This window comes from Salinispora vitiensis, from assembly GCF_000378825.1.
GTDB classification, from domain to species: Bacteria; Actinomycetota; Actinomycetes; order Mycobacteriales; family Micromonosporaceae; genus Micromonospora; species Micromonospora vitiensis.
The window spans coordinates 211616-235623 of the sequence record NZ_KB900388.1 but is presented as its reverse complement, the minus strand read 5'-3'; the positions used below and the strand labels follow the sequence as shown (position 1 = coordinate 235623).

Genomic DNA, 24008 nt, shown 5'->3' with positions numbered 1-24008 from the left:
GAATGCCTACCCCGGCAGCGGTCAGTCCTCGGTCTCCACCCCCGGCACCGGGGTCAGCAGGGAGTCCTCTGGGCCCCGACTGCCCGCCGGGTACTCCCGCAGTGGCACCGCCCCCGCCCGCCAGCAGTCGAGCACCGGCTCGATGATCCGCCAGCAGTCCTCGGCGGTGTCCCCCCGGACCGACAGCGTGGGGTCGCCGTCGAAGGCGCCGCGGAGCACCTCCCCGTACGGCGGCAACCCCCCGGGGCCGAAGTCGGCCACCAGGTGTGCCTGGCCCAGTTCCAACGGGTTCCCGGGGCCGTTGATGTTGACATCGAGGCCGAGCCGGTCCGGGCCGAAGCCGATCCGCAGCCGGTCCGGCTGGTCGTACCCGATCAGTCCGGATGGCACCCGGGGCGGTTGCTTGAACGTGACCACGGCCTCCTTGCGGCGGGCCGCGAGCCCCTTACCGGTACGAAGCCGGAACGGCACGCCGGCCCAGCGCCAGGTGTCGACGCAGAGCACCACCTCGGCGAACGTCTCGGTACCCCGGCTGGGGTCAACACCGGGCTCCTCGGTGTACGCGGGCAGCCGTTCCCCGTTGGCCTCCCCCGCCGCGTACCGGCCCCGCCGGCTCCACGTCGCCGGGTCGTCCGCCCACACCCGGGTGGCCCGCAGCACCTGCGCCTTCCGGCCCCGCAGGTCCCGGGCGTCGAGGGTGGGCGGGGCGTCCATCGCGATCAGCGCGAGGACTTGGAGCAGGTGACTCTGCACCATGTCGATGAGCGCGCCGGCACCGTCGTAGTAGCCGGCCCGGCCGGCCACTCCCAGCGTCTCGTCAAAAACAATGTCCACGCAGGCCACGTGCGCGGAGCTCAGCATCGGCTCGAAGATCCGGTTGGCGAAGCGCAGCCCGAGGATGTTCATCACCGTGGACTTGCCGAGGAAGTGGTCGATACGATAGACCTGCTCCTCCGGCACCAGCCGGGCCAGCACCTCATTGAGGGAGCGGGCCGAGACGGCGTCGGTGCCGAAGGGCTTCTCCAACATCAGCCGGGTGCCCGGTGGCAGACCGATCCGGGTTAGCTCGGCGGCGGCCTGGGCGGTGATCGCCGGCGGCAGCGCGAAGAAGATCACGAGTTGGTCGTGACAGTTCGACAACAGCCGACGTAGATCCTTCTCCTTCGTCACGTCGGCGGGCAGATAGCAGGTGGTGCGGACGAGTTCCTTGACCCGAGGGCCGGTCGCACCCGCCGCGGCGAAAGCGTCCGCTACCCGGTGACGCCAACGCTCGTCATCCCAATCGTCCGCGCCGCTGCCGAGTAGGGTGAGATTCGACCGGGGACCGGGACCGGTGGCCACCAGCCGCCCCAGGCCCGGCAGCAGCAGCCGGTCAGTCAGATCACCGCTCGCCCCCAGCAGGAGCAACGTCTGGGGGCGGTGATTCCCCCGATGGGCGGGGTGACCGGCGGTGGTGGACTGCGAGGTCGTCATACCCCCACCATGCCCTGCCGGGCCGGCCGGTACGGCCTGGTTCGACGCGGACCGCCCGCCAGTCACGTCCAGGCCTTCCCGGCCTCCGGCTCGACCGGGTCAACCGAGGTGGGGTCAGGCATGCGCCGCCCCCGCGGCCGAACACGCTGGTTCGGTCCCCGGGGGCGGCGCGCCCGTAGTCGGTGGTCGGCGGTCAGCGCTCGGTGCGGTCGGGAATCTCGGTGCCCGACTCCCCCGGGCGAGCACCGATCGACTCCTCAGCAGCCCGCCCACCGGTGCTCTCATCACCCAGGGTGAGATCACTGCGGGGCAGGCCGGCGAGCCCGGCCGGATCCCGGGTGGGCTGCTCGACCGCCTCACTGTCCGGTTCGGCCAAGCCCGCCCGGCTTAGCATCTCGACCAACTCGTCGTGCGGCATGCGTTCGGTGTCCGCTATCCCGGCGCCACGCGCGATGGACCGCAGGGTAGCCAGATCCTGATCCGCGAAGGTTTCGGCCATACCGCAGGCTTCCCCGACGGGCCGACCAGAAACCTTCCCACCCCGGCCCCCGCTGTCCGCGTCCGCCAGGCGGTGGACCCACCCGTCGTTCCGCCGGGCCGGGTCTCAGCTCCCCGGTTCCGCGTCCGGCCGTTCCGGCCCACCCTCGCGCCGGTAGCCGGGTTCCCGGCCCTCGGCGGGGCGAAGCCGCGCGCTGGCGAACGCCGTCTTGACCGCCGCGGAGAGCGCCTCGATGTTGTACGGGCCGTGGTGCCGGCGACCGTTGACGAAAAAGCTCGGCGTACCGGAGACGCCGCTCAGGTCGGCCGAGTCGACATCCTCGGCGATTCGGGCAGCGCCACGACGATCAGCGAGGTCCTCCCGGAACCGGTCCAGATCAAGGTCGAGTCGTTCGGCGTAGCGGAGCAGATCGGCGGGGCGCAGCTCACCCTGGTTCGCCAGCAGCAGGTCGTGCATCTCCCAGAAGGCCCCCTGCTCTCCCGCCGCCTCGGCGGCCTCAGCGGCCACCTGGGCGTTGGGGTGCACGTCGGTGAGGGGTAGGTGCCGCCAGACGTACCGGATGCTGGTGAAGTCGGCCAACAGTTCCCGGACCGCCGGTTCGGCCTGCCCGCAGTAGGGGCACTCGAAGTCGGCGTACTCCACGACGGTCACCGGTGCCTCGCGTGGACCGCGGACGTGGTCCCGATCCGGATCGACCGGGACCATCAGGTCGATGATCCCCTCCGCGGCGCCCAGCAGCGCCCGGGCCCGCCGCGCCGGGGCGAGCCGGGCGGCGAGGCGGAACACCAGCCAGGTGGTGAGGGAGGCGCCGACCGTCGCTACGAGGATGCCGACCTTCGCCTCGTCGAGGGCAGGCCCGTGGAGGGCGTGGGTGGCGATCAGCAACGCGATGGTGAACCCGATGCCGGAGACGGTGCCGACTCCGATTATCGCGGCCCAGCCAACCGGTGCCCGGAACCGGTTCCGGCTGAGCCGGGCCACCAGCATCGAGGCGATCACGATTCCGGCCGGCTTGCCGACCACGTAGGCGAAGAGGACGCCGAGGGTGACCGGGGAGGTCACCGCGCGAGCCAGAAGTTCACCGTCAATCACCACGCCGACGTTCGCCAACGCGAACAGCGGCACGATCAGATAGCTGGCCCAGGGGTGGTAGATGTGTTGCAACCGGTCGTTCGGGGACAGCGCCGCCGCGAGCCCTGCCCGGACCGAACTCGCCAGTTGCGGGCTGGGTTGCTCCCGGAACAGCCGGAACCGGTCGGCCGCCTGCCGTAACTCGGTGCGGGCCGGGACATAGGCGTAGGTGAGTAGCCCCATAACCAGACCAACCACCACGGGGTCAACCCCGGACTCCGACACCGCCAGCCACGCCGCCACCCCCAGCAGCAGGTAACCCGGCCCCCACCGCACGCCGGCCGCGCGGATGAGCAGGACAAGCGCGAAGATGCCCACCGCGACGAACAGCGCCGTCGGCGACGGATGCTCCGGGTAGGCGATCGCCAGTACCGCGATCACGATCAGGTCGTCCACGACGGCGACGGTCAGCAGGAAGTTCCGCAACCGGTCGGAGAAGCGGGGGCCGAGGACGGCGAGCATGCCCAACGCGAGCGCGGTGTCCGTCGCCATCACCACGCCCCAGCCCATGGCCGTCGGCTTCCCGGCGTTGAACGCCAGGTAGATCGCGATCGGCGCCAGGATGCCGCCGATCCCCGCCAGCAGCGGCAACATCAACCGGCGCCGCTCCCGTAGTTCACCCAGATCGAAGTCGCGCCGCACCTCCAGGCCGATGACCAGGAAGAAGAACGTCATGAGTCCGCTGTTGACCCAGAACCGCAGCTCATGTGAGACCTGCCAGTTGCCGAGTTGGACGGAGAAAGTGCTACTCCACAGCGACTCGTACGACGACTCGTCGAGATTCACCCACACGAGAGCGACCACGGCGGCGGCCAGCAGCACCCGCGCGCTGCCGGTCTCGGTGTGCAGGAAGGCCCGCAGTGGGGAGCTGCGCCGGTTGGCCCCGGTGCTCCGGGCGGACCACCGCCGCCCACGAGGAATTTCGCCCGTCACGTGGGGATCCTCCCCCACCGAACCGCGGGCTGGCCCCGATATCGGCAGCCGCCGCGCCCACGGGGCAGCGGGGGGCACCGACCCGGCCGGGGCCGCTGCTGAGTTTCAGGTCGCGACGTGCCCGCGGCTCACCTGGTTGCCGCCGGCCCGCTTCGCGGCGTACATCGCGCGGTCGGCGTCAGCCAGCGACATCCCGAGCGAATGGGCGGCGCCGCTGGCGACCCCGACGCTGACCCCCGTCCGCCACGGCGTCAGTCCGCGCACGGCGGCAACGGCCCGGCGGGCAACCTGTTCCGCGGCGGCGCAGTCAGCACCGGGGAGGATGGCGACGAACTCGTCGCCGCCCAGCCGGGCCACGAAGTCGCCCCTGCGGACGCTGGTGGTCAGCGCCTGTGCCACCGCGCGCAGCACCTCGTCCCCAGCGGCGTGCCCCTGCGAGTCGTTGATCCGCTTGAAACAGTCGACGTCCAAGGCGAGCACCGCGACCCGGTGGTCGTCGGTCAGTCCCGGCGCCGCTAGGTTCCGCAGGAAGGCGTCGAGCCCACGCCGGTTCGCCACCCCGGTGAGCGGGTCGGTCCGCGCCGCCCGCTCCGCCTGCTCATGCTGCCAGCGCAGCAGGTCGTACGACTGCATCGTCACCGCCGCGTGCAACCAACGGTGCCGTTGCCGCCACAACACCTCGGCGAGCGTGTCGCCGTAGGTGAGCCCGGGCCCGACGTCGCGCGATCCGTTCTTGGCCAGCAGTATCGCGTGCGTACGGTGCAGTGCCGCCGCGGCCAGCCAGCTGGGGTCGGGTGGCAGGTCAGCAACGGCCGCCTCGATGACCCGCAGGGCCTCGTCCCGCCGGCCACACCGATTGAGCGCCAGCGCGTGGAAGGACCGACAGAGCAGGAGCTCCGGCTGCTGGACCGACACACCGAATGCCTGGAGTTGGGCAAGGTGACGGGGAATCTCGTCCGCCGCGCCGGCCGGGTCCTGACGGTCGGCCCGCGCGGACGCCGCGAAGAGCAGCGCGGTGTGTCGCCACACCTCCGCCTTGGGCCCGGATGCCTCCGCCGCCGCCCGTACCGCGTTCTCCTCGGCCGCGGTGAGGTGCTCCGCCGCCTCCGCGGCCTGGCCGACCTGGTACAGCTCCAGGGCCCACATCAGGTTGAGTTCGGCGAGGTTACACAGCCACATCGCCCGGTTGCCGTTGTCCGGGTACGACACCGGACCGGTGGTCTCGTAGGCCGCCTGGAACTGGGGCGCAGCCAGCTCGTACAGGCGCAGTTGGGCGTACCCGATCGCAATCCCGGTGTGCGCGTTGCCGGCGATCACCGGATTGGGCTCCCCGGCGAGCAGGGTGGTCTCGGCGGCGACCAGATCCCCCAGCACCACGGAGATATCGTGCTCGCGAAGGTCCAGGTCGCCGAGGCGCAGCCGTCTGGTGGCGCGCAGGGACAGCGCGCAGGAGCGCCAACCGGTACTCCGCTCCCGGTCCGCGGCGGCGAGCATCAGGTCGGCAGCGGTGACGGCGGCCGGCAGGTCACCAAGTCGGGTCAACGCCACGACCCGCACGAAGTGCATCGCCGCCGGCCCGTCGCAGATGTCACCGGTGGGCTCCCGCAGCGCGGACTCGGCGACGGCCAGCACCTGGGCCGCGGCACCGGCCTGCGCCTCCTCGAGGAGGTCCAGGGCCTGGAGGGTCACATCATTCATCCGGACTCCTCGAAACAGCCTGACGCCACGGGCAACCACCATTGTGTGGCCTCGTGACCATGGTCTCGTCAATCCTGGGGAGCGGAATTGATCCAGTTGTCGTTGCGGGGCATCGGATTCCCGTCAACCGGTGCGGTGAAGCAGGGAACCGCCCGGTGGACGCCGCGGAACCGCCCGGTGGGCAGCACTGGGAATTACCCGGTGGGATCAGCCGGACACGGCATCGGTCTCACCGACGGGGCAGCTCGACAGCCTGCTCACCGCTGTGGCGGGTCGAGGGCCTGTCGGGCGTCGGATTCGGTTCCGTGCTCGGCCCCGCTGTTATCCGGCGCGGGGCGCGGGCCGGGGATCGCCCCCGACTCGGTCCTCGGCCCGCCGGCCCGGCGCAACGCGAGCGCCGCCTCCACGATCAGCCAGACCGCGAGCACGAAGATGATCGCGTCCAGTGGCGCCAGCACCCACTCGTCGGCCCGGACGAACTCACGGAGCTGCACGATCAGCGCCCATGTCGTCATCGCCAGCAGGAAGACGAGCGGTACGACGACCGCTACCGGGTTCCGTCGGCGCCGCAGCACCCAGACCGCGATCACGGCCAACGCCAGACCGGCGGTGAGCTGATTGGTGGTGCCGAAGAGCCGCCACAGGACCCCGAAGGTGTAGCCGGCGTCCCCACCGCCGGGTAGCAACGCGAGCGCGAGCGGTGCGGCGATCGCCAGCAGGCCCGCCAGGGTCAGATTCCGCGCCACCCGCCGCCAGCCGACCAGTTCGGCGATCTCCTGGACGATGTAGCGCTGCAACCGGACGCCGGTGTCCATCGTGGTGGCCGCGAACGAGATCACGACGACCGCGGCGAAGACGGTCGCGAGTTGGAACTCCACCCCGAGGTTGGCGGCGAAGCTGGCGATGCCGTTGACGAAGTTGCGGGTCGCCCCGCCCGATGCCGCTGCGTGGGTGGCGTACAGGTTGTCCCACTCGGCCCGGCTGGCGGCCACCCCGGCCGTAACCGCGATGATCGAGCCGAGGGCGAGGCTGCCCTCGCCGAGCGCGCCGGCATAGCCCACGTACCGGGCGTCGGTCTCCCGGTCCAGCTGTTTCGCGGTGGTGCCGGAGGCCACCAGCGAGTGAAAACCGGATATCGCCCCACAGGCGATGGTGATGAACAGGAACGGGAAGATGCTCGGCGAGCCAGCCGGCACGTCGTTGACCAGCGGAGCCACGATCCGGTCCAGCCCGACCAGCACGCCGACGAAGATGACCGCCAAGGCGATGAAGAGCTGGTGCGAATTGATGTAGTCCCGTGGCTGCAGCAGTAGCCAGACCGGCAACCGCGAGGCGACGAAGGTGTACGCGAAGAGAATGATCACCCACAGGTCGCGTGGCTGGGCGAACCCGAGTTGGTCGGCCAGTCCCGTGATCTCGATCGGCCAGATGTTGCCCACCCAGATCAGCACGTAAAGGATGATCACGCCAGCGATCGAGGGCACCAGGGCGGGGCGCCGGGTTCGGTAGATGTACTGGCCGATCGCGATGGCGAGGGGAATCTCCACGAAGATCGGGATAACCGCGCCCGGGTACGCGACGAGCAGGTTCCCGATCACCACCGCGAAGACCGCGTTGACCAGGGTGAGCAGGAAAAAGATGATGATCAGGAAGAGCGCCCGGGCTCGCTTGCTGATCACGTCCGCGGCGAGGGTCCCAATGTTGCGGGCCCGATGCCGCACCGAGACCGCCAACGCCCCGAAGTCGTGGACACCGGCCGCGAAGATGGTGCCGAGCACCACCCAGGCCAACGCCGGCCCCCACCCCCAGAACACGGCGATCGCGGGACCGACGATCGGAGCGGCTCCGGCTACCGAGGTGAAGTGATGGCCGAAGAGCACGTGTCGATTGGTGGGGACGAAGTCCACCCCGTCGGTCAGCTGGTGCGCCGGAGTGACATAGGTGGGGTCCAACCCGTACACCCGGTCGGCGAGGTAGCGCGAGTAGTACCGGTATCCGAGGGCGAACATCACCATGACCACGGCGACGACGACTACGGCGGGCATTACTGCCTCCCTGCGGTCGACCTGGGCGGAAGCGCCCCTCCCTGATCAGAACCTCGACCCGTAATGTAATGGGGGTCACAAACACCCGTCAATCGACGACACTAACTGCCATGAGCGTCGACGCAGCGACCCAGCGCGCGATCCGGGCGGCAACCGTGGGAGAACTCGCCTGGCTCGACGGCGCCGGCCGCCCCCACGCCCGGCCGGTCACCCCGCTGCTGCTGGACAACGAGCCAACGATCGCGTTCCCCTACGCCGAGGTGGCACTGGCCCGCCGGCTGGCGACCGCCCCCCACGCCGCGCTGGTGATCTCGGACGACCGACTCACCGGCCGGGACTGGCAGCCGATGGTGCTGCACGGCCGAACCCGGCTGATCGAGGACCCGGACGGCACGCTCTTCGCCGACCGGCTCCTCGAGCAGGAGCTGCGCAAGTACCCGCCGGCCCGGGCGCTCCTCGACTCACCGCTGCTGCGCCGCGAGCACTGGTGGTACCTGCCCCGGCTGATCGTGACGCTTGAGGTCACGGCGAGCGCCCCGGTGGGCGTCCGCCGCGACGGGAACGGCGAGGTGCTCGTCGTCGGCACCGCGGACCGGCGGCTGGCGGTGGCGACCGTGCGCCGGCTCAGCGGAGGCGAACCCGGCATCCGGGTGGCGGGTCTCGCCAGCGGGCCACTGCCGACAGGAGCGGCGGTCCTGCTCGAGCACGACTTCTCCCGCCCGGATCTGGAGCGGTGGACACCATGGTTGACGCGCGGCCGGCTGACCGGCGACCGGCTGGCCGTCGCGGAGGCGCCCGACCGCGCCCCGCTGGCACCCCCGCTCGGGGTCTGGCAGCGGCTGACCCGGCACCGGCGGCTGGCCCGGGCGTGCCGCCGCGCCCTGGACGGCGAGGCTGCCGCCCGCCGGGCGTAGCGCACCAACGCGAGCCAGGCGCACCCGAGCGGCCAGCAGGTGATGCCCATCACGTAAGGCCAACTCTCCCCTCACCGAAGGGTAGAGTTCGGCCTCGGTCGTCGAGGTGCGGCTGCTGGCCCCTCACGACCCCTCTCGGGCAAGGTCGCCCGGATAGCCCCAGGTCTTCCCAATCCAGACTGTTTGTATACGAAATTCGGCACGTCCCGAGTAGGACGTGCCGATCTGTGTGCGCCCCATGCACACCCGAGTGGAAACGGCTGTATGTCTTCTGAGCTGCCCGCGGTCACCCGGCCGCGCCTGTCCCGCCCGTCCTGGCTGACACCGAGGGTTCTCCGTACCGAGGTGCTCGCCGGTCTGGTCGTCGCCCTGGCGCTGGTTCCCGAGGCGATCAGCTTCTCGATCCTCGCCGGGGTGGACCCCCGCGTCGGGCTGTTCGCCTCCTTCACCATGGCGGTCGTCATCGCGATCTGCGGCGGCCGACCGGCGATGATCTCCGCAGCGACCGGGGCGATCGCTCTGGTCGTGGCACCGCTGGCGAAGGAGCACGGACTGGACTACCTGATCGCCGCGGTCATCCTCGGCGGCGTCTTCCAGGTGCTACTGGCCCTACTCGGGGTCGCGAAACTGATGCGGTTCATTCCCCGCAGCGTGATGGTCGGCTTCGTCAACGCGCTGGCCATCCTCATCTTCTCCGCACAGGTGCCGTACCTGCTCGGGGTGCCGTGGCTGGTCTACCCGCTGGTCGGCCTGGCCCTGGCGATCATGATCGGGCTACCCCGGATCACTCGGGCCGTACCCGCCCCGCTGGTGACGATCATCGTCCTGACCGGGATCACCGTCACCGCCGGCATCGCCGTACCGACCGTAGGCGACCAGGGTGAGCTGCCCAACAGCCTGCCTACCCTCGGGCTGCCGCAGATCCCGTGGACCGTCGACACCCTGGCCCTAATCGCTCCGTACGCCCTCGGCGTCGCGCTGGTCGGGCTGATGGAGTCACTGATGACCGCCAAGCTGGTGGACGACATCACCGACACCCACTCCAACAAGACCCGCGAGTCCTGGGGTCAGGGCGTCGCCAACATCGTCACCGGCTTCTTCGGCGGTATGGGTGGCTGCGCGATGATCGGCCAAACGATGATCAACGTCAAGGCGTCCGGCGCACGGACCCGGCTGTCGACCTTCCTCTCCGGCGTGTTCCTGCTCATCCTGGTGGTCAGCCTCGGTGATGTGGTCGCCGCGATCCCGATGGCGGGCCTGGTCGCCGTGATGATCATTGTCTCGGTCTCGACGTTCGACTGGCACTCGGTGGCCCCGGCCACGCTGAAGCGGATGCCCTGGGGCGAGACGCTGGTCATGGTCGCCACCGTCGCCACGACCCTGGTCACCCACAACCTGGCCATCGGCGTGGTCATCGGCGTCCTCACCGCCATGGTGATCTTCGCCAACCGGGTCGCACACCTGGTGGAGGTCACCAGCGTGCTGGACCCCGACGGCGGGAGCCGCATCTACTCGGTGCACGGCGAGCTGTTCTTCGCCGCCAGCAACGATCTGGTCTACCAGTTCGACTACGCCAACGACCCGCCGCACGTGGTCATCGACATGACCCACGCCCACGTCTGGGACGCCTCGTCGGTCGCGGCACTGGATGCGATCACCACGAAGTACGCGGCTCGCGGCAAGACCGTGGAGATCATCGAGCTGAACCAACCCAGTGCCGCCATCCACGGCAACCTGGCCGGCACCCTCGGCGGGGGCCACTGATGCCCGGCTCGGTGCCCGGTGGTCCCGCACCCGGGGCCGCCGAGCGCCCGGCCGGCGCCGGTCCGCTGATGCGAATCGGCGCTGTGGCCGAGCGGGTCGGGCTGAGCATCCGCACCATCCGGCACTACGAGGACGCCGGGCTGATCATCCCGTCGGCACGCAGCGAGGGCGGCTTCCGCCTCTACACCGACGCCGACCTGGAGCGTCTCGCGGTGGTCAAGCGGATGAAGCCGCTCGGGTTCAGCCTCGACGAGATGCGGGCGCTGCTTGCCCTCCTGGACGCCCTGGTCACTGCCGGTGCCGCGGACCGGCCCGCCCTGCTTGACCGGCTCGGCCTCTTCCACACCGTCGCTGTCTCCCGGGTGGAGACGCTACGCGAACAGCTCCGCACTGCGGAGGGCTTCGCCGGCGCCCTGCGCCACCAGCTCGACCAACACCGGTCCCACCACTGACCCGGGCCGGGCCGGGCCGGACGGAACCGGCCCGTTCGGCCGGGGTGGCGCTGCTGGTCAGGGCTTGCGGGCAACCCCGCAGTAGCCGTCCACGACCTTCGGCGAGCCGTCCTCCGGCCGCCAGTGCCCCAGCGGCACGACACCCGGCTCGACCAGGTCAAGGCCATCGAAGAAGGCGGTGAAGTCGGCGACCTCGCGCAGGTGGTACGGCGCCGCACCGCTCTCGTTGTACTGCCGATGGGACTCGATCACCCGCTCACTGGTGGCCGTGCCGTCGGACATGGCCAGGAAGCTGCCCGCCGGCAGGAACGAGACCAGAGCGCGTACGGCGTCCCGCGCCTGGGCGGGATCCCCGACGTGGCCCATGACCCCCAGCATCATCAAGCCGACCGGCTGGCTGAAGTCCAGCGTCGCCCGGGCCTCCCGGATGACCCGCTCCGAATCGTGCAGGTCGGCATTGAGGTACTGGGTGGCGCCCGCCGGGTCGGTCAGCAGCACCCGGGCGTGCGCGAGAACCATCGGGTCGTTGTCGACATAGACGACGCGGGCCTGCGGTGCGATCCGCTGGGCGACCTGATGGGTGTTGTCGGCGGTCGGCAGGCCGGTGCCGACATCGAGGAACTGACGGATCCCCGCCTCGTCGGCAAGGTAGGTCACCGCCTGGCGCAGGAACGCCCGGGAGTAGCGAGCGGCCTCGACGATCTCCGGGAAGATCGCTCGAACCTGGTCGCCGGCCGCCCGGTCCGACGCGAAGTTGTCCTTACCTCCCAACCAGTAGTTCCACACCCGCGCCGAGTGCGGCACCGACACATCCAAGGTGGACGTAACGGCTCCGGTCCAGCGCAGGGCGGTCCGCTGCTGGGCGATCTGCGACTCGGCCTGGTTCTGCGACACGTCAACCCCCCGGTTGTCAGCTACGCCAACGGTCACGCCGTAGCGTAGCGGCACGGTGACCCTTGCGTGGTCCCCGCGAATCCGGGCCAGCGGACGGCGACCGCGGGGCGCTGCCCGGCGGCAGAAGGTCGAGAAAGAGCTGTGCGGTGGCGCCGGGGTTACCGGCGCCACCGCACAGGTCTTACGAGAAAACGATGTGTCAGCTCTGCGGCAGCCAGGCCTCAACCTTGTCCTGGTTGGCCTCGACCCACTTCTCAGCCGCCTCCTCCGGCGACATGTTGTCCTGGGCGATGTACCGGGCCACCAGGTTCTGGTCCGCGTTGGTCCAGTTGAAGTTGTCGACCAGCTGGTAGGCGGGCCCGTTGGCGTCGGCGAACGACTTGCTCACGATCTTGTCAAGGTCGTACACCGGGTAGTCACAGGCGACCTGCTCCGGGTCGGCGTCGCAGCCCTCCTGGTACTCGGGCAGATTCACCTTCACCAGTTCGACCTCGGAGAGGAACCACTGCGGGTCGTAGAAGTAGCCGAGCACCGGCTCCTTCTTCTCCTCCGCCTGACGGAACGCCTGGATCAGGGCCGGCTCGCTACCCGCGTAGACCACCTGGTAGTCCAGCTCCAGGTTCTTGACCAGGGCTTCGTCGTTGGTGACGAAGGACGGGTCACCGTCGAGCAGCTGTCCCTTGCCGCCGGACTCCGTGGTCTCGAAGAGGTGGGCGTACTCGTTCAGGTTGTTCCAGTCGGTGATGTCGGGGTACTCCTCGGCCATCCACGGCGGCACGTACCAGCCGATGATCCCCTCCACACCGGTCGAACCGGCGCTCACCGCGGTCTTCTGATCCTCGATGTACTTCTGCTTGAGGTCGTCGTGGCCCCAGTTCTCCACGATCGCGTCCACCTGACCGGTGCCGAAGCCCTGCCAGGCGATCTCCTCCTTGAGGTCCTTCTTGACGACCTTGCAGCCGAGTTCGGTCTCGGCGACGTGGGCGAGGACGGCCGCGTTCGCCTCGTACCCGACCCAGGGGTTGATCGCGATGTTGAAGGTGCCGCAGCCGTCCGCTTCGGCTACGTCCGTCGACTCAATCTTGGACCCACCGCACGCGGTGAGCGTGAGTGCCGCCACCGTGGACAGCGAGACACCCGCCAGAACTCTCTTGTTAACAACGGATCTCATTACGGTCACCCTCCAAAGGTGTTGTTCGTCGGTCAGCTCCGGCCCGCGGTCCCCCGCGGACCGGAGCGATGGATGAGTCAGGACTGGGCGGCCGTGGAAGCGCGGTCCGACCGTTGCCCGGCGGCCCGTGCGATCCGGTCCAGCATGATCCCGAGTACGACGATCGCTGCGCCCGCCGCCAGGCCCTTGCCGTAGAGCTGCCCCTGGGAGAAACCGGCGACGACCTCGTAGCCGAGCGCACCGGCACCGACCAGGCCACCGATGACCACCATCGACAGCACGTAGATCAGCCCCTGGTTGGTGGCGAGCAGCAACGACTGCCGCGCCATCGGCAGCTGGACCTTCGTGATGGTCTGCCAGGTGTTGGAGCCCGCGGCGGTAGCCGCCTCCACCGTCGACTCCGGAATGGCACGCACCCCGTCCGCAACGATCTTGATGGCCACCGGCGCGGCGTAGACGACACCGGCGACGATCGCGCTGAAGCGGCTCACTGAGAAGAGGGCGACGACCGGGATCAGGTAGACGAAGGCCGGCATGGTCTGCCCGGCGTCCAGGACCGGCCGGATGACCCGATCGGCCCGGTTACTCCGGCCCATCCACACGCCGACGACCACTCCCAGCGTCACCACCAACAGCGTGGCCACGAGCGTCATGGCCAGCGTGACCATGCTGGCGTTCCAGAGCCCACTGCCGACCAGCAGCCCCACGCAGACCGCGGCGACGGCGGCGGCCCGCAGGTTGCCGACCAGCGCGGCGAGCAACACGATCACCGCGCCCATCAACCACCAGGGCGACTCGGCCAGCAACGCCTCCAACGGGTTGAGCAACGCGATGGTCACGCCGTCCTTCACCGCCGAGGTCAGGTCCGCGAGGTGGTGCTGCGCCCAGGTCGTCACCGTGGTCGCCCCCTGCGACAGATACTCGCCGAGCTGGCCGCCCTCCGGGAACTCAGAGGCCCACAGGTAGGTGTAGGACAGGTACGAGCAGACCGCGGCGACCAGCCCGAACCCGGCCAGGAGCAGCCGGCGGATCCGGGGATCGACCTCACCGCCCCCCTGCTCGGCGCGGACGCTGGCCGCCGTCGTGACCCGGTCCAGGACGATGGCCATCACCACGATCGCCACCCCCGCGTTGAACGCGGTACCGACGTCGGTGGTCTGCAGGGCCTTGATCACCGTCTTACCGAGGCCGGGAGCGTCGATCAGGGCCGCGACGGTCACCATCGCCAACGCCGCCATGATCGTCTGGTTGACGCCGAGCACGATCGTCCGCTTCGACAGCGGCAGGAGCGCCTTGGTCAACCGCTGCCGCCGGGTCGCGCCGAACGAGTCGGTGGCTTCCACCGGCGGTGCGGGCACGGAACGGATCCCGTGCGCGGTGATCCGGATCGCCGGCGGCATGGCGTAGATCAGCGTCGCGATCGTCGCGGAGGCCGGGCCGATCAGGAAGACCAGGGTCAGCGGCGCGAGGTAGACGAAGGTCGGCATCGTCTGCATGAGGTCCAACACCGGAGTGATCAACCGATGGAACCGATCCGACACCCCGGCCAGAATGCCCAGCGGAATGCCGAACAACAGCGACACGAAGACCGCCACCAACGTCAGCGCCAGCGTGTCCATGCTCTCCTGCCACAGCCCCTGCAGGCCGAAGAGAATGAACCCGCCCGCGGCGAGCAGCGCCACCCGCCAGTTGGCGAACACCCAGGAGACGTAGGAGACGAGCGCGACCACACCCAGCCACCCGAGCACCGGCACCGGCCGCCCGTACGCCGGCTGCGCGATGAGCCCCTGGACGAAGGTCACCAACGCGTCCATCACCGCGCGGATCTCGTTGAAGAAGTACAGGAAGAGCGGGTTGCTGTTCCGGCTGGCGCCGACCGAGTCGTTGACGTCGTTGAGCCAGTGGTGCAGCTCGGTCAGCGTGGCCCGGGGCAGCTCCAACATGTCCTGGCCGCGCAGCAGGGTCCAGGCGACGAACCAGAGCGCGAGGACGCCCACCACCGCGAGCGGCTTGGTGATTCGTCGACGTGGGGTGGTCCGCGTTGACGCGCCGGTCATGGTCGTCGTGGCCATCAGGCGCCCGCCTGATTGCCGGCGACGATATCGAGGACCTCCTCATGGCCGACCACGCCCAACAGTTCCCCGTTCTCGACGACCCGCACCGGCCGGTCGGCGGCGAGCACCGTACGGACCGCGTCCCGCACGATCATCCCTGGACCAAGTTCGGGGCCGTCCAGCTGATCGCTGTCCCGGGACGGACGCATGATCCACCGCAGGGTGAGCACGTCAGCGCGGGGCACATCCTGGACGAAGTCGCGCACATAGTCGTCGGCCGGCGCCCCGACCAGTTCGTCCCCGGTCCCGGCCTGCACCACGTTGCCGTCGCGCATGAGCAGAATCCGGTCGCCGAGCTTGAGCGCCTCGGAGAGGTCGTGCGTGATGAAGACCATCGTCTTGCCGACCTGGCGGTGCAGCCGGATGACCTCGTTCTGCATGTCGCGCCGGATCAGCGGGTCCAGCGCGGAGAACGGCTCGTCGAAGAAGAGCACGTCCGGGTCACCGGCCAACGCCCGCGCCAACCCGACGCGCTGCTGCATCCCGCCGGAGAGCTGGTCCGGGTACGCGTTCTCGTAGCCGTCGAGGCCCACCAGGTCGATGACCTCGTTCGCCCGGCGGATTCGCTCGGCGCGGCCGGCGCCCCGGATCTCCAGGCCATACCCGACGTTGTCGACCACCGTTCGGTACGGCAGGAGACCGAAGTGTTGGAAGACCATCGAGAACTTCCGGCGCCGGAGCTCCCGCAGCCGCCTCTTGTCGGCCCGCAGGATGTCCTCGCCCTCGAAGACCACCTCCCCGGCGGTCGGCTCGATCAGCCGGGTCAGACAGCGCACCAGTGTGGACTTGCCGGAGCCGGAGAGCCCCATCACGACGAAGACCTCACCGGGCGCGACGTCGAACGACACCTCCCGTACCGCGGCGGTACACCGGGCCCGCTCCCGTAGCTCCCGCCGGGACAGCCCCGCGAGCTCGGCCGAGCCGGGCACCCGCTCCGCGTTCGGGCCGAACACCTTCCACAGGTTCCGGACCGAGATCACCGGAGTCTGGGCTTCATTGACCTGCCCGCGCGGCTCAACCGCCGTATCCGCGCTCATGCGGCCCACCCCGCCCGGTCGTTACGCCGCGACCTCGGCACGCCCGTGCAGCACCGGGGTGCGCACGCGGGGATGGGCCCGCCGGGACGGCGGTGATAGTCGGTGGGGACAGACATGGCTGACTCGTCTCTTTCCTCGGGCGACGGTTACGGGACGGCGTGGGGGCGCTAGCCGCGGAACCAGTGCTGCGGACGGGGATCGGTGTTCTGCCAGATGTGCTTCATTTCCCGGTACTCGTTGAGCCCGGTCGGGCCCAGCTCGCGGCCGTTGCCGGACTGCCGGAAGCCGCCCCACTCCGCCTTCGGTACGTACGGGTGGTAGTCGTTGATCCAGACCGTGCCGTGCCGCAGCCGCTGCGCGACGCGCTGGGCACGACTGGCGTCGCTGGTCCAGACCGCGCCAGCGAGGCCGTAGTGGGTGTCGTTGGCGATGCGCACCGCCTCGTCCTCGTCGGTGAAGGTCTCGACGGTGAGGACCGGGCCGAAGGACTCCTCGCGGACCACCGACATGTCCCCACGACAGCCGTCAAGCACCGTCGGTAGGTAGTAGAAGCCGTTGGCGAGACGGTCCTCGTCGGGGCGACGGCCGCCGCAGCGCAGCACCGCACCCTCGGCGATTCCGGCCGCGACGTACGACTCCACCTTGGACAGGTGGGTGGCGGAGATCAGTGGGCCGGTCTCCGCCTCGGTGTCGAAGGGCCCACCGAGACGAATCCGACGGGCGCGATCCACGACCGCGTCCACGAAGGCGTCGTGGATGGACTCCTCGACCACGAGCCGGGTACCCGCCGAGCAGACCTGGCCCGAGTGCAGGAACACCGCGGTCAGCGCGAAGTCCACGGCGGCGTCGAAGTCGGCGTCGGCGAAGACGACGTTCGGGTTCTTGCCGCCGAGCTCGAGCGTCACCCGCTTCACCGTCGCCGCGGCCGCCGCCATCAGGCCACGCCCGGTCTGCAGACCCCCGGTGAACGAGACCAGGTCCACGTCCGGGTGCTCGGCCAGCGGCGCACCGACCTCGGCACCGGCGCCGAGGACCAGGTTGGCCACGCCCGGCGGCAGCCCGGCCTCGTCCAGCACCCGCATCAGCAGGATCGCGGTCGAGGGGGTCAGCTCGCTGGGCTTGAGGACGAAGGTGTTTCCGGCGGCGAGCGCCGGGGCGACCTTCCACGAGGTCTGCAGCAACGGGTAGTTCCAGGGCGTGATCAGCCCGCAGACACCGATCGGCTCGTACTCGACCCGGCTGATCGCGTCACTGCGCCCGGTGTCCACGACGCGTCCGCCGTCAGTGTCGGCGAGGCCCGCGTAGTACCGGAAGCAGGCGGTCACGTCGTCGATGTCGTACTCGCTCTCCACCAGCCGTTTACCGGTGTCGAGCGACTCCGCGCGGGCGAACTCCTGCTTGTCGCGCTGGAGGAGGTCGGCGACCCGGTGCAGCAGCGCACCGCGTTCGCCGGCCGGGGTTCGCGGCCACGGCCACGGCCCCTCGTCGAATGCCTTCCGGGCCGCGCGGATCGCCGCGACCGTGTCGTCCCTGGTCCCCTCGGCAACGGTGACCACCGGGGTGCCGTCGGCCGGGCAGCGGATCTCCCGGTGCCCGCCGGCTACCGAATCCCGCCACTCTCCATCGATGTAGAGGTCCTTCACGCGCAACTCCCCGATGCACTCGTCGAGTGGTTTCCTGGCCCAGCTCTGCCTTCGCGACCCGGCATCATGCCACCGCCGACGAACCGTGGTCGTGCCGGTAGTAGTCGAGCGGCGACGGCGCCAGCGGCGTGTTGCCCAGGATGAGGTCCGCGGCCTTCTCGGCGACCATCATCACCGGGGCGTAGATGTTGCCGTTGGTGACGTAGGGCATCACCGACGCGTCCACCACCCGCAGCCCGGTCACCCCGTGCACCGACATGTCGGTGGGGTTCACCACAGACATGTCATCGGTCCCCATCTTGGCCGTGCAGGACGGGTGCAGCGCGGTCTCCCCCTCGCGGGCGACCCAGTCGAGGATCTCCTCGTCGGTCTGCACCTCGGGCCCGGGAGAGATCTCACCACCGCTGAACGGTGCCAACGCCGGCTGGCCGAGGATGTCGCGGGTCACCCGGACCGCCTCCACCCACTCCCGCCGATCCTGCTCGGTGGAGAGGTAGTTGAACCGCAGCGCCGGATGCACCCGAGGATCCCGATTTACGATCTTGACCGTACCGCGGGCGTCGGAGTACATCGGCCCGATGTGCACCTGGTAGCCGTGGTCCCCGGAGGGGGACGAGCCGTCGTAGCGGACCGCGATCGGCAGGAAGTGGAACATGAGGTTCGGGTAGTCGACGGTGTCGTTGCTCCGGACGAAGCCCCCCGCCTCGAAGTGGTTGGTGGCGCCCAGACCCGTCCGTCCGAACAGCCACTTCGCGCCGATCCACGGCGCGTACCGCCAGTTCAGGTAGGGCTGGATCGTCACTGGCTGGGTGCAGGCGTGCTGGATGTAGACCTCCAGGTGGTCCTGCAGGTTCTCGCCCACCCCGGGCAGGTTCGCGACGGTGTCGATGCCCAGGCCGGCCAGTTCATCGGCGTTACCCACGCCGGAAAGCTGCAGCAACTGCGGCGTGTTGATCGCGCCACCGCTGAGGATCACGTCGTTGGCGTACACCCGGTGCGGGGTCGTCCCCTTGCCGCGGGTGTATTCGACGCCCACGGCGCGGGTGCCCTGGAAGATGACGCGGGTGACGAACGCGCGGGTACGCACCTCGAGGTTGGGTCGCTTCATCGCCGGGCGCAGGTAGGCCTGGGCCGCGGAGAAGCGCCGGCCCCGACTTACGTTCCGGTCGAACGGGGCGAAGCCCTCCTGCTGGGCACCGTTTACGTCGGTGGTGCGCGGATAGCCGGCCTGCTCCGCCGCCGCGAGCATGGCCTGGATCACCGGATTGTCCGCGGAGCCGCGCTCCAGCACCAGCGGGCCGTCGTGGCCACGGAACGGGTCGTCCGGATCCGCCCCCAGCGCGGATTCCATCCGGTTGAAGTACGGCAGACAGTGGGCGAAGTCCCAGGTCTCCATGCCCGGGTCGGCGCCCCACCGCTCGTAGTCCAACGGGTTACCCCGCTGGAAGATCATCCCGTTGATGCTGCTGGAACCACCTAGCACCTTGCCCCGGGCGTGGTAGATACGCCGCCCGTGCATGTGCGGCTCCGGCTCCGAGTTGTACTGCCAGTCGTAGAACCGGCTACCGATCGGAAACGGCAGCGCCGCCGGCATGTGGATGAAGACGTCCCATGGGTAGTCGGGACGGCCCGCCTCCAGGACCAAAACCCGGTTGCCCGGATCGGCGGAAAGCCGGTCGGCGAGCGCGCTGCCGGCAGAACCGCCACCAACGATGACAAAATCGTAACGTTGGGTTGTCACTTCCACTCACCTCACTCAACTGGCCGCGGAACTCGTCGAACCCGGGCATGACGGCAGGACGAAGCGGCGACTTGATGGCATGGCGCACGTCACTCCACAGTCGCGTCCGTCCGGTGCGTCCGCACCGGCTCACGACCGGCCGCGCGCTCCCGACCGGTTCGGGGGTCGAACCGGATGCGTGCAGGGATGCAACCTTACCTCGCGTTTTCCGCCGCCCCGCCAACCCGCACGCCTCTGAGCTGCACGTACGGAAGAGATCACAGGACGAGCATCACAAAATAACGTTCTTGCACCTTGGCCGATCGACTCGGGACGGCACGGGACAGCACGGGACGATCGCCCCAGCCACCACGGCGGTGTACCCCTGGCCACCGAGGCAGCTCCGCGCCGCGACCACCACCCGGCGCGGCCGCAACTGCGGACACAGATCGACGGGCGCCATCCACACGTTTCGCCCGCTCTATCCCACATCCCACACTCGATGCCCTCGAGGGCGCCCAGTCCTTGGTGTGACGTTGAGTTAAGATTGTGATCCGAATTGACGAGGCGAGGGAGGACGGCGGCTTCGAACCGACGCGAGCCCGGGCTCCCTGAGCCGCGCGGCTCAGCCCCTGGTCGGGCCCCCTCGCCACCATCGGCTGATCACCACTCGCTGATGGCTGACCCGCTTTCGCTACGGCCCACCCAGCCGCTCCTTGATCTCCGGGCCCACGATTGCCACAGCAGGAGGTGACAGGTGACACATGACGTTCCTCGAATATCTACAGAGTCGGCGTGAGCTGTTACTCGCACAGACCCTCGAACACGCGACAATTGTGCTGATGTCCGTCGCCTTGGCGACGGTCATCGGCGTCTTGGTCGCCCTCTGGACCTACCGCAACCCCCGTACCCGGGCGGTCGCGACGGGCATAGCCGCGGCCATGCTCACCATCCCGTCCTTTGCGCTACTCGGCCTACTGATCGCACCACTCGGGCTGGGATACACGCCCACATTGGTGGCCCTCACCATGTATGCCCTGCTACCGATCCTCCGGAACACCATTGTGGGCCTGAGCGAGATCGACCCGGCCCTTACCGAGGCCGCGCGGGGAATCGGCATGAGCCGACTCCGATCTTTATCTACTGTGGAAATTCCGCTCGCCTGGCCGGTCATCCTGACCGGGATCCGGGTGTCCACCCAGATGACGATGGGGATCGCCGCGGTCGGGGCCTATGTCGGAGGCCCAGGGCTGGGCAACCAGATCTTCTCCGGCCTGGCCAACCTCGGTGGCGTGAACTCCCTGAACCAGGCGCTGGTTGGAACGGTCGGCGTAATTGTGCTGGCACTCACCGTCGACTTCGCCCTCGCTCTGTTGGGCAAGCTCACCCGGGCCGGGCACCGACCGAAGCTCTTCCGCCCCCGGCCGGCCCGCCGCCCGACGCTCACGCCCACCACCGCAGTCCCTTCCCCCTCCCTGGGAGGCCGAGAATGAGCCACGACGTAATGATCGACCTGCAGCAGGTCAACAAGTTCTACCGAGGACAGAAAGCCCCGGTCGTCGAGAACATGTCGATGACGATCCAGCAGGGCGAGATCATCGTCTTGGTCGGCCCCTCCGGCTGCGGCAAGACCACGACCATGAAGATGATCAACCGGTTGATCGAGCCCAGCAGCGGCCGGATTCTCATCGACGGCACCGACGTGACCGCGCTGGACGGCAACGACCTGCGCCGGCAGATCGGTTACGTCATCCAGCAGGTGGGGCTCTTCCCACATATGAGCGTCGCCACCAATGTCGGGCTGGTGCCGAAGATGCTCGGCTGGGACGCCAAGCGGATCGAGGCCCGCGCCGACGAACTCCTCGACCTCGTCGGCCTTGAGCCGGCCATCTACCGCAACCGGCTGCCCCGCCAACTCTCCGGCGGGCAGCAGCAGCGCGTCGGGGTGGCCCGGGCACTCGCCGCGGATCCGCCGGTGATGCTGATGGACGAGCCCTTCGGTGCCACCGACCCGATGACCCGGGACCGGCTGCAGAACGAGTTCCTCCGCCTGCAGGAGCAGCTACGCAAGACCATCGTCTTCGTCACGCACGACTTCGACGAGGCGATCAAGATGGGTACGCGGATCGCCGTCCTCGGCGAGAGGTCCAAGATTCGGCAGTTCGACACCCCGGAAAACCTGCTGGCGAGTCCGGCGGACGACACGGTTGCCCAGTTCATCGGCCGCGGTGCCCGGCTCAAGCAGCTCGACCTGCGCCGAGTCGACGCGATCACGTGGGAGGATGTCCCGCTGATCCAGCCGGACAAGACCACCAACGGTGCAAAGCGCCAGCTGGAGCAGACCGAAGGCTCCTCGGCGTTGACCGTCGACGCCGACAACCGGCCGCTGCGCTGGGTCAACGCCGATGAGCTGACCGCTGCCGCGGGTGCCCTTGACGGGGACGCCGGCCAGACGGTGACGACGGTCGAGCCGCAGGCGACGCTCCGCGACGCCCTGGACGCGATGCTCGCCTCCCGCGACGGCGCCGCGGTCGTGGTTGACGAGCGCGGCCGCTACGCCGGCACGGTGACGCTCGACGGCCTGATGCAGGTGATCCACCACACGCCCGAGCGAGGCACATCGGGCTCCGGGGTTCCCGACCAGCGAGTGGGCGCAGCCCCCGCCGCCGAGCTCGCCCCGGAGCAGCGATGAGCAGCGCCACCGAAGCGCAGGCCGCAGCGACGGTGCTCACCCCGCCGTCCCGTTGGCGCGGGCTGCTGCGGCGACACGCCACGATGCCGTTGATCCTCGCGGTGGTGCTGCTCGGCACCTACCTCTGGGTCAGCGCCACGAATCTGGACGACATCGAGCAGCGTTTCCTGAACGCCGACTACCTGCTGCGGACGGCCGGGGAACATGTGACGCTCGCCGCGCTGACCACCGTCCTCGTCGTGGCGATCGCCGGTGGGGGCGGCATCCTGCTCACCCGTCCATCCCTGCGGTGGCTTACTCCGTTCGCCACCGGCCTGGCCAACATCGGCCAGGCGACGCCCGCGATCGGGCTGCTCGTCCTGCTGAGCATCTTCCTCGGCATCGACTTCTCGACCGCCTTGATCTGCCTGGTCGCCTACTCTGTCCTCCCGGTACTCCAGAACACCATTGTCGGGATCAACCAGGTAGACCGCCATCTGATCGAGGCGGGTCGGGGCATCGGTATGTCACCGCTGGCCGTCCTGCTCCGGATCGAGCTTCCGTTGGCCGTTCCGGTGATCCTCGCCGGGGTACGGACCGCACTCGTCCTCGCCGTCGGCGTGGCCACCCTCGCCACGTTCATCGACGCGGGAGGTATGGGTGCGCTGATCGTGACCGGGATCAAGCTCCAGCGCGAAACGATCCTCGTCACCGGAGCCGTTCTGACCGCGGCCCTGGCGCTGACGCTGGACTGGCTGGGCGGAGTGATCTCCGACCTGCTCCGCCCCCGTGGGCTCGACTGAGCGGCGTCATCCCCGCACCTACCCACCACCCGACACTCGCACTAGCCCAAGGAAGGTAACGATGCGAAATCGAACTGCACTCACCCGCCTGGTGACCGGCTCCGCGGTGGTCGCCCTCGCGCTCACCGGCTGCTCGGTGACGACTGAGGACTCCGGCGCCGACGTCGCGGTCGGCGAGGGATCGATCAAGGAGGACGCCACCCTCAAGGGACAGAGCATCGCGGTCGGCTCCAAGGACTTCACCGAGAACATCGTCTTCGGGCACATCACGATGCAGGCGCTGACCGCCGCTGGCGCGGAGGTCGAGGACAAGACCAACATCAAGGGTTCGGTGAACGTCCGTAAGGCGCTGCTCAGCGGCGAGGTCGACGTCTACTGGGATTACACCGGTACGGCGTGGATCACCTACCTCGACCACACCGACCCGATCCAGGACTCCGCCGAGCAGTACGCGGCCGTGGTCAAGGAAGACAAGGAGAAGAACAACGTGGTGTGGGGGGCGTACGCTCCCGCGAACAACACCTACGCCATCGCGCTGCGGGAGGACAAGGCCGAGGAGTGGAACCTCACGACCGTCTCTGAGCTCGCCGAGTTCGCCAAGAGCAACCCGCAGGAAGCGACGTTCTGTCTGGAGACCGAGTTCGCGGGCCGCAACGACGGCTGGCCCGGAATGACCGCGGCGTACGGGATGGACGTCCCGGCGGACAACGTCAAGGTCGTCGACACCGGCGTCGTCTACACCGAGACGGAGAAGGGCGAGGCCTGCAACTTCGGCGAGGTCTTCACCACCGACGGCCGGATCAGCCACCTGAACCTGCGGGTACTGGAGGATGACCAGAGCTTCTTCCCGATCTACAACCCGGCTCCCACCCTCAACGGTGAGACCGCCGAGTCGTACGGCGCCATTCTGACGATCCTCGAGCCAGTGATCGCCAAGCTCGACGACGACACCCTCCGCGGGCTCAACGAGAAGGTGGACGTCCAGGGCGAGCCGGTGGCCCAGGTCGTCTCCGACTGGATGAAGGCTGAGGGCTTCATCGGCTGAG

The 24008-nt window shown here is 69.2% G+C and carries 18 protein-coding genes; 7 read left to right on the top strand and 11 right to left on the bottom strand.

Annotated elements, in window-relative coordinates:
- Positions 1-21 precede the first annotated feature (21 nt).
- The 5 genes from SALPAC2_RS0101180 to SALPAC2_RS24255 all read right to left on the bottom strand — a co-directional run bounded on the left by SALPAC2_RS0101180 (position 22) and on the right by SALPAC2_RS24255 (position 7779).
- On the bottom strand, positions 22-1473 hold the full coding sequence (locus SALPAC2_RS0101180; protein WP_018214803.1) for a glucose-6-phosphate dehydrogenase: 1452 nt from the start codon (positions 1471-1473) through the stop codon (positions 22-24).
- A 193-nt stretch (positions 1474-1666) separates the two neighbouring features.
- Positions 1667-1972, bottom strand: a complete 306-nt coding sequence (locus SALPAC2_RS0101175) for a hypothetical protein (RefSeq protein ID WP_018214802.1) — start codon at positions 1970-1972, stop codon at positions 1667-1669.
- A gap of 105 nt (positions 1973-2077) precedes the next feature.
- Positions 2078-4036 (bottom strand): Na+/H+ antiporter NhaA, encoded by a 1959-nt coding sequence (gene nhaA / locus SALPAC2_RS0101170; protein WP_018214801.1) that lies wholly within the window; start codon positions 4034-4036, stop codon positions 2078-2080.
- A gap of 105 nt (positions 4037-4141) precedes the next feature.
- Positions 4142-5734 (bottom strand): GGDEF domain-containing protein, encoded by a 1593-nt coding sequence (locus tag SALPAC2_RS0101165; protein WP_018214800.1) that lies wholly within the window; start codon positions 5732-5734, stop codon positions 4142-4144.
- Positions 5735-5991: 257 nt separating this feature from the next.
- Positions 5992-7779 carry a carbon starvation CstA family protein gene (locus SALPAC2_RS24255; RefSeq protein ID WP_018214798.1) on the bottom strand — a complete coding sequence of 596 codons (1788 nt, stop codon included), beginning with the start codon at positions 7777-7779 and terminating at the stop codon, positions 5992-5994.
- Positions 7780-7889: 110 nt separating this feature from the next.
- Between SALPAC2_RS24255 and SALPAC2_RS0101150 the strand changes: the two genes are divergently transcribed.
- From SALPAC2_RS0101150 to SALPAC2_RS0101140, 3 genes are all read left to right on the top strand, one after another.
- Positions 7890-8693, top strand: a complete 804-nt coding sequence (locus SALPAC2_RS0101150) for a pyridoxamine 5'-phosphate oxidase family protein (RefSeq protein ID WP_018214797.1) — start codon at positions 7890-7892, stop codon at positions 8691-8693.
- Positions 8694-8957: 264 nt separating this feature from the next.
- A complete protein-coding gene (locus SALPAC2_RS0101145) occupies positions 8958-10457 on the top strand; it encodes a SulP family inorganic anion transporter (RefSeq protein ID WP_018214796.1) in 1500 nt (499 codons plus the stop codon).
- Positions 10457-10909: a MerR family transcriptional regulator gene (locus SALPAC2_RS0101140; RefSeq protein ID WP_018214795.1), complete on the top strand. Its 453-nt coding sequence runs from the start codon at positions 10457-10459 to the stop codon at positions 10907-10909. Before SALPAC2_RS0101145 ends, SALPAC2_RS0101140 begins: the two co-directional genes overlap by 1 nt.
- Positions 10910-10966: 57 nt before the next feature.
- Here the strand turns inward: SALPAC2_RS0101140 and SALPAC2_RS0101135 are convergent, their stop codons facing one another.
- The 6 genes from SALPAC2_RS0101135 to betA form a co-directional block, all read right to left on the bottom strand.
- The gene (locus SALPAC2_RS0101135; RefSeq protein WP_026184283.1) at positions 10967-11803 is read right to left on the bottom strand and encodes an SAM-dependent methyltransferase; all 837 of its coding nucleotides are present in this window, start codon (positions 11801-11803) and stop codon (positions 10967-10969) included.
- 199 nt (positions 11804-12002) lie between these two features.
- Positions 12003-12974 carry an ABC transporter substrate-binding protein gene (locus tag SALPAC2_RS0101130; RefSeq protein WP_018214793.1) on the bottom strand — a complete coding sequence of 324 codons (972 nt, stop codon included), beginning with the start codon at positions 12972-12974 and terminating at the stop codon, positions 12003-12005.
- 77 nt (positions 12975-13051) lie between these two features.
- The gene (locus SALPAC2_RS0101125; protein ID WP_018214792.1) at positions 13052-15046 is read right to left on the bottom strand and encodes an ABC transporter permease; all 1995 of its coding nucleotides are present in this window, start codon (positions 15044-15046) and stop codon (positions 13052-13054) included.
- The gene (locus SALPAC2_RS0101120) at positions 15046-16125 is read right to left on the bottom strand and encodes a quaternary amine ABC transporter ATP-binding protein (protein WP_018214791.1); all 1080 of its coding nucleotides are present in this window, start codon (positions 16123-16125) and stop codon (positions 15046-15048) included. Before SALPAC2_RS0101120 ends, SALPAC2_RS0101125 begins: the two co-directional genes overlap by 1 nt.
- Positions 16126-16292: 167 nt before the next feature.
- Complete coding sequence (locus SALPAC2_RS0101115) at positions 16293-17768, bottom strand: aldehyde dehydrogenase family protein (RefSeq protein WP_018214790.1); 1476 nt, start codon at positions 17766-17768, stop codon at positions 16293-16295.
- 64 nt (positions 17769-17832) lie between these two features.
- On the bottom strand, positions 17833-19509 hold the full coding sequence (betA, locus tag SALPAC2_RS0101110) for a choline dehydrogenase (RefSeq protein WP_018214789.1): 1677 nt from the start codon (positions 19507-19509) through the stop codon (positions 17833-17835).
- A 743-nt stretch (positions 19510-20252) separates the two neighbouring features.
- Here betA and SALPAC2_RS0101105 point away from each other — a divergent pair.
- From SALPAC2_RS0101105 to SALPAC2_RS0101090, 4 genes are all read left to right on the top strand, one after another.
- Complete coding sequence (locus SALPAC2_RS0101105) at positions 20253-20981, top strand: ABC transporter permease (RefSeq protein WP_018214788.1); 729 nt, start codon at positions 20253-20255, stop codon at positions 20979-20981.
- On the top strand, positions 20978-22180 hold the full coding sequence (locus tag SALPAC2_RS0101100) for an ABC transporter ATP-binding protein (protein ID WP_018214787.1): 1203 nt from the start codon (positions 20978-20980) through the stop codon (positions 22178-22180). Before SALPAC2_RS0101105 ends, SALPAC2_RS0101100 begins: the two co-directional genes overlap by 4 nt.
- Positions 22177-22962 carry an ABC transporter permease gene (locus SALPAC2_RS0101095; protein ID WP_018214786.1) on the top strand — a complete coding sequence of 262 codons (786 nt, stop codon included), beginning with the start codon at positions 22177-22179 and terminating at the stop codon, positions 22960-22962. Before SALPAC2_RS0101100 ends, SALPAC2_RS0101095 begins: the two co-directional genes overlap by 4 nt.
- A gap of 61 nt (positions 22963-23023) precedes the next feature.
- Positions 23024-24007 carry a glycine betaine ABC transporter substrate-binding protein gene (locus SALPAC2_RS0101090; protein WP_018214785.1) on the top strand — a complete coding sequence of 328 codons (984 nt, stop codon included), beginning with the start codon at positions 23024-23026 and terminating at the stop codon, positions 24005-24007.
- Position 24008 lies beyond the last annotated feature (1 nt).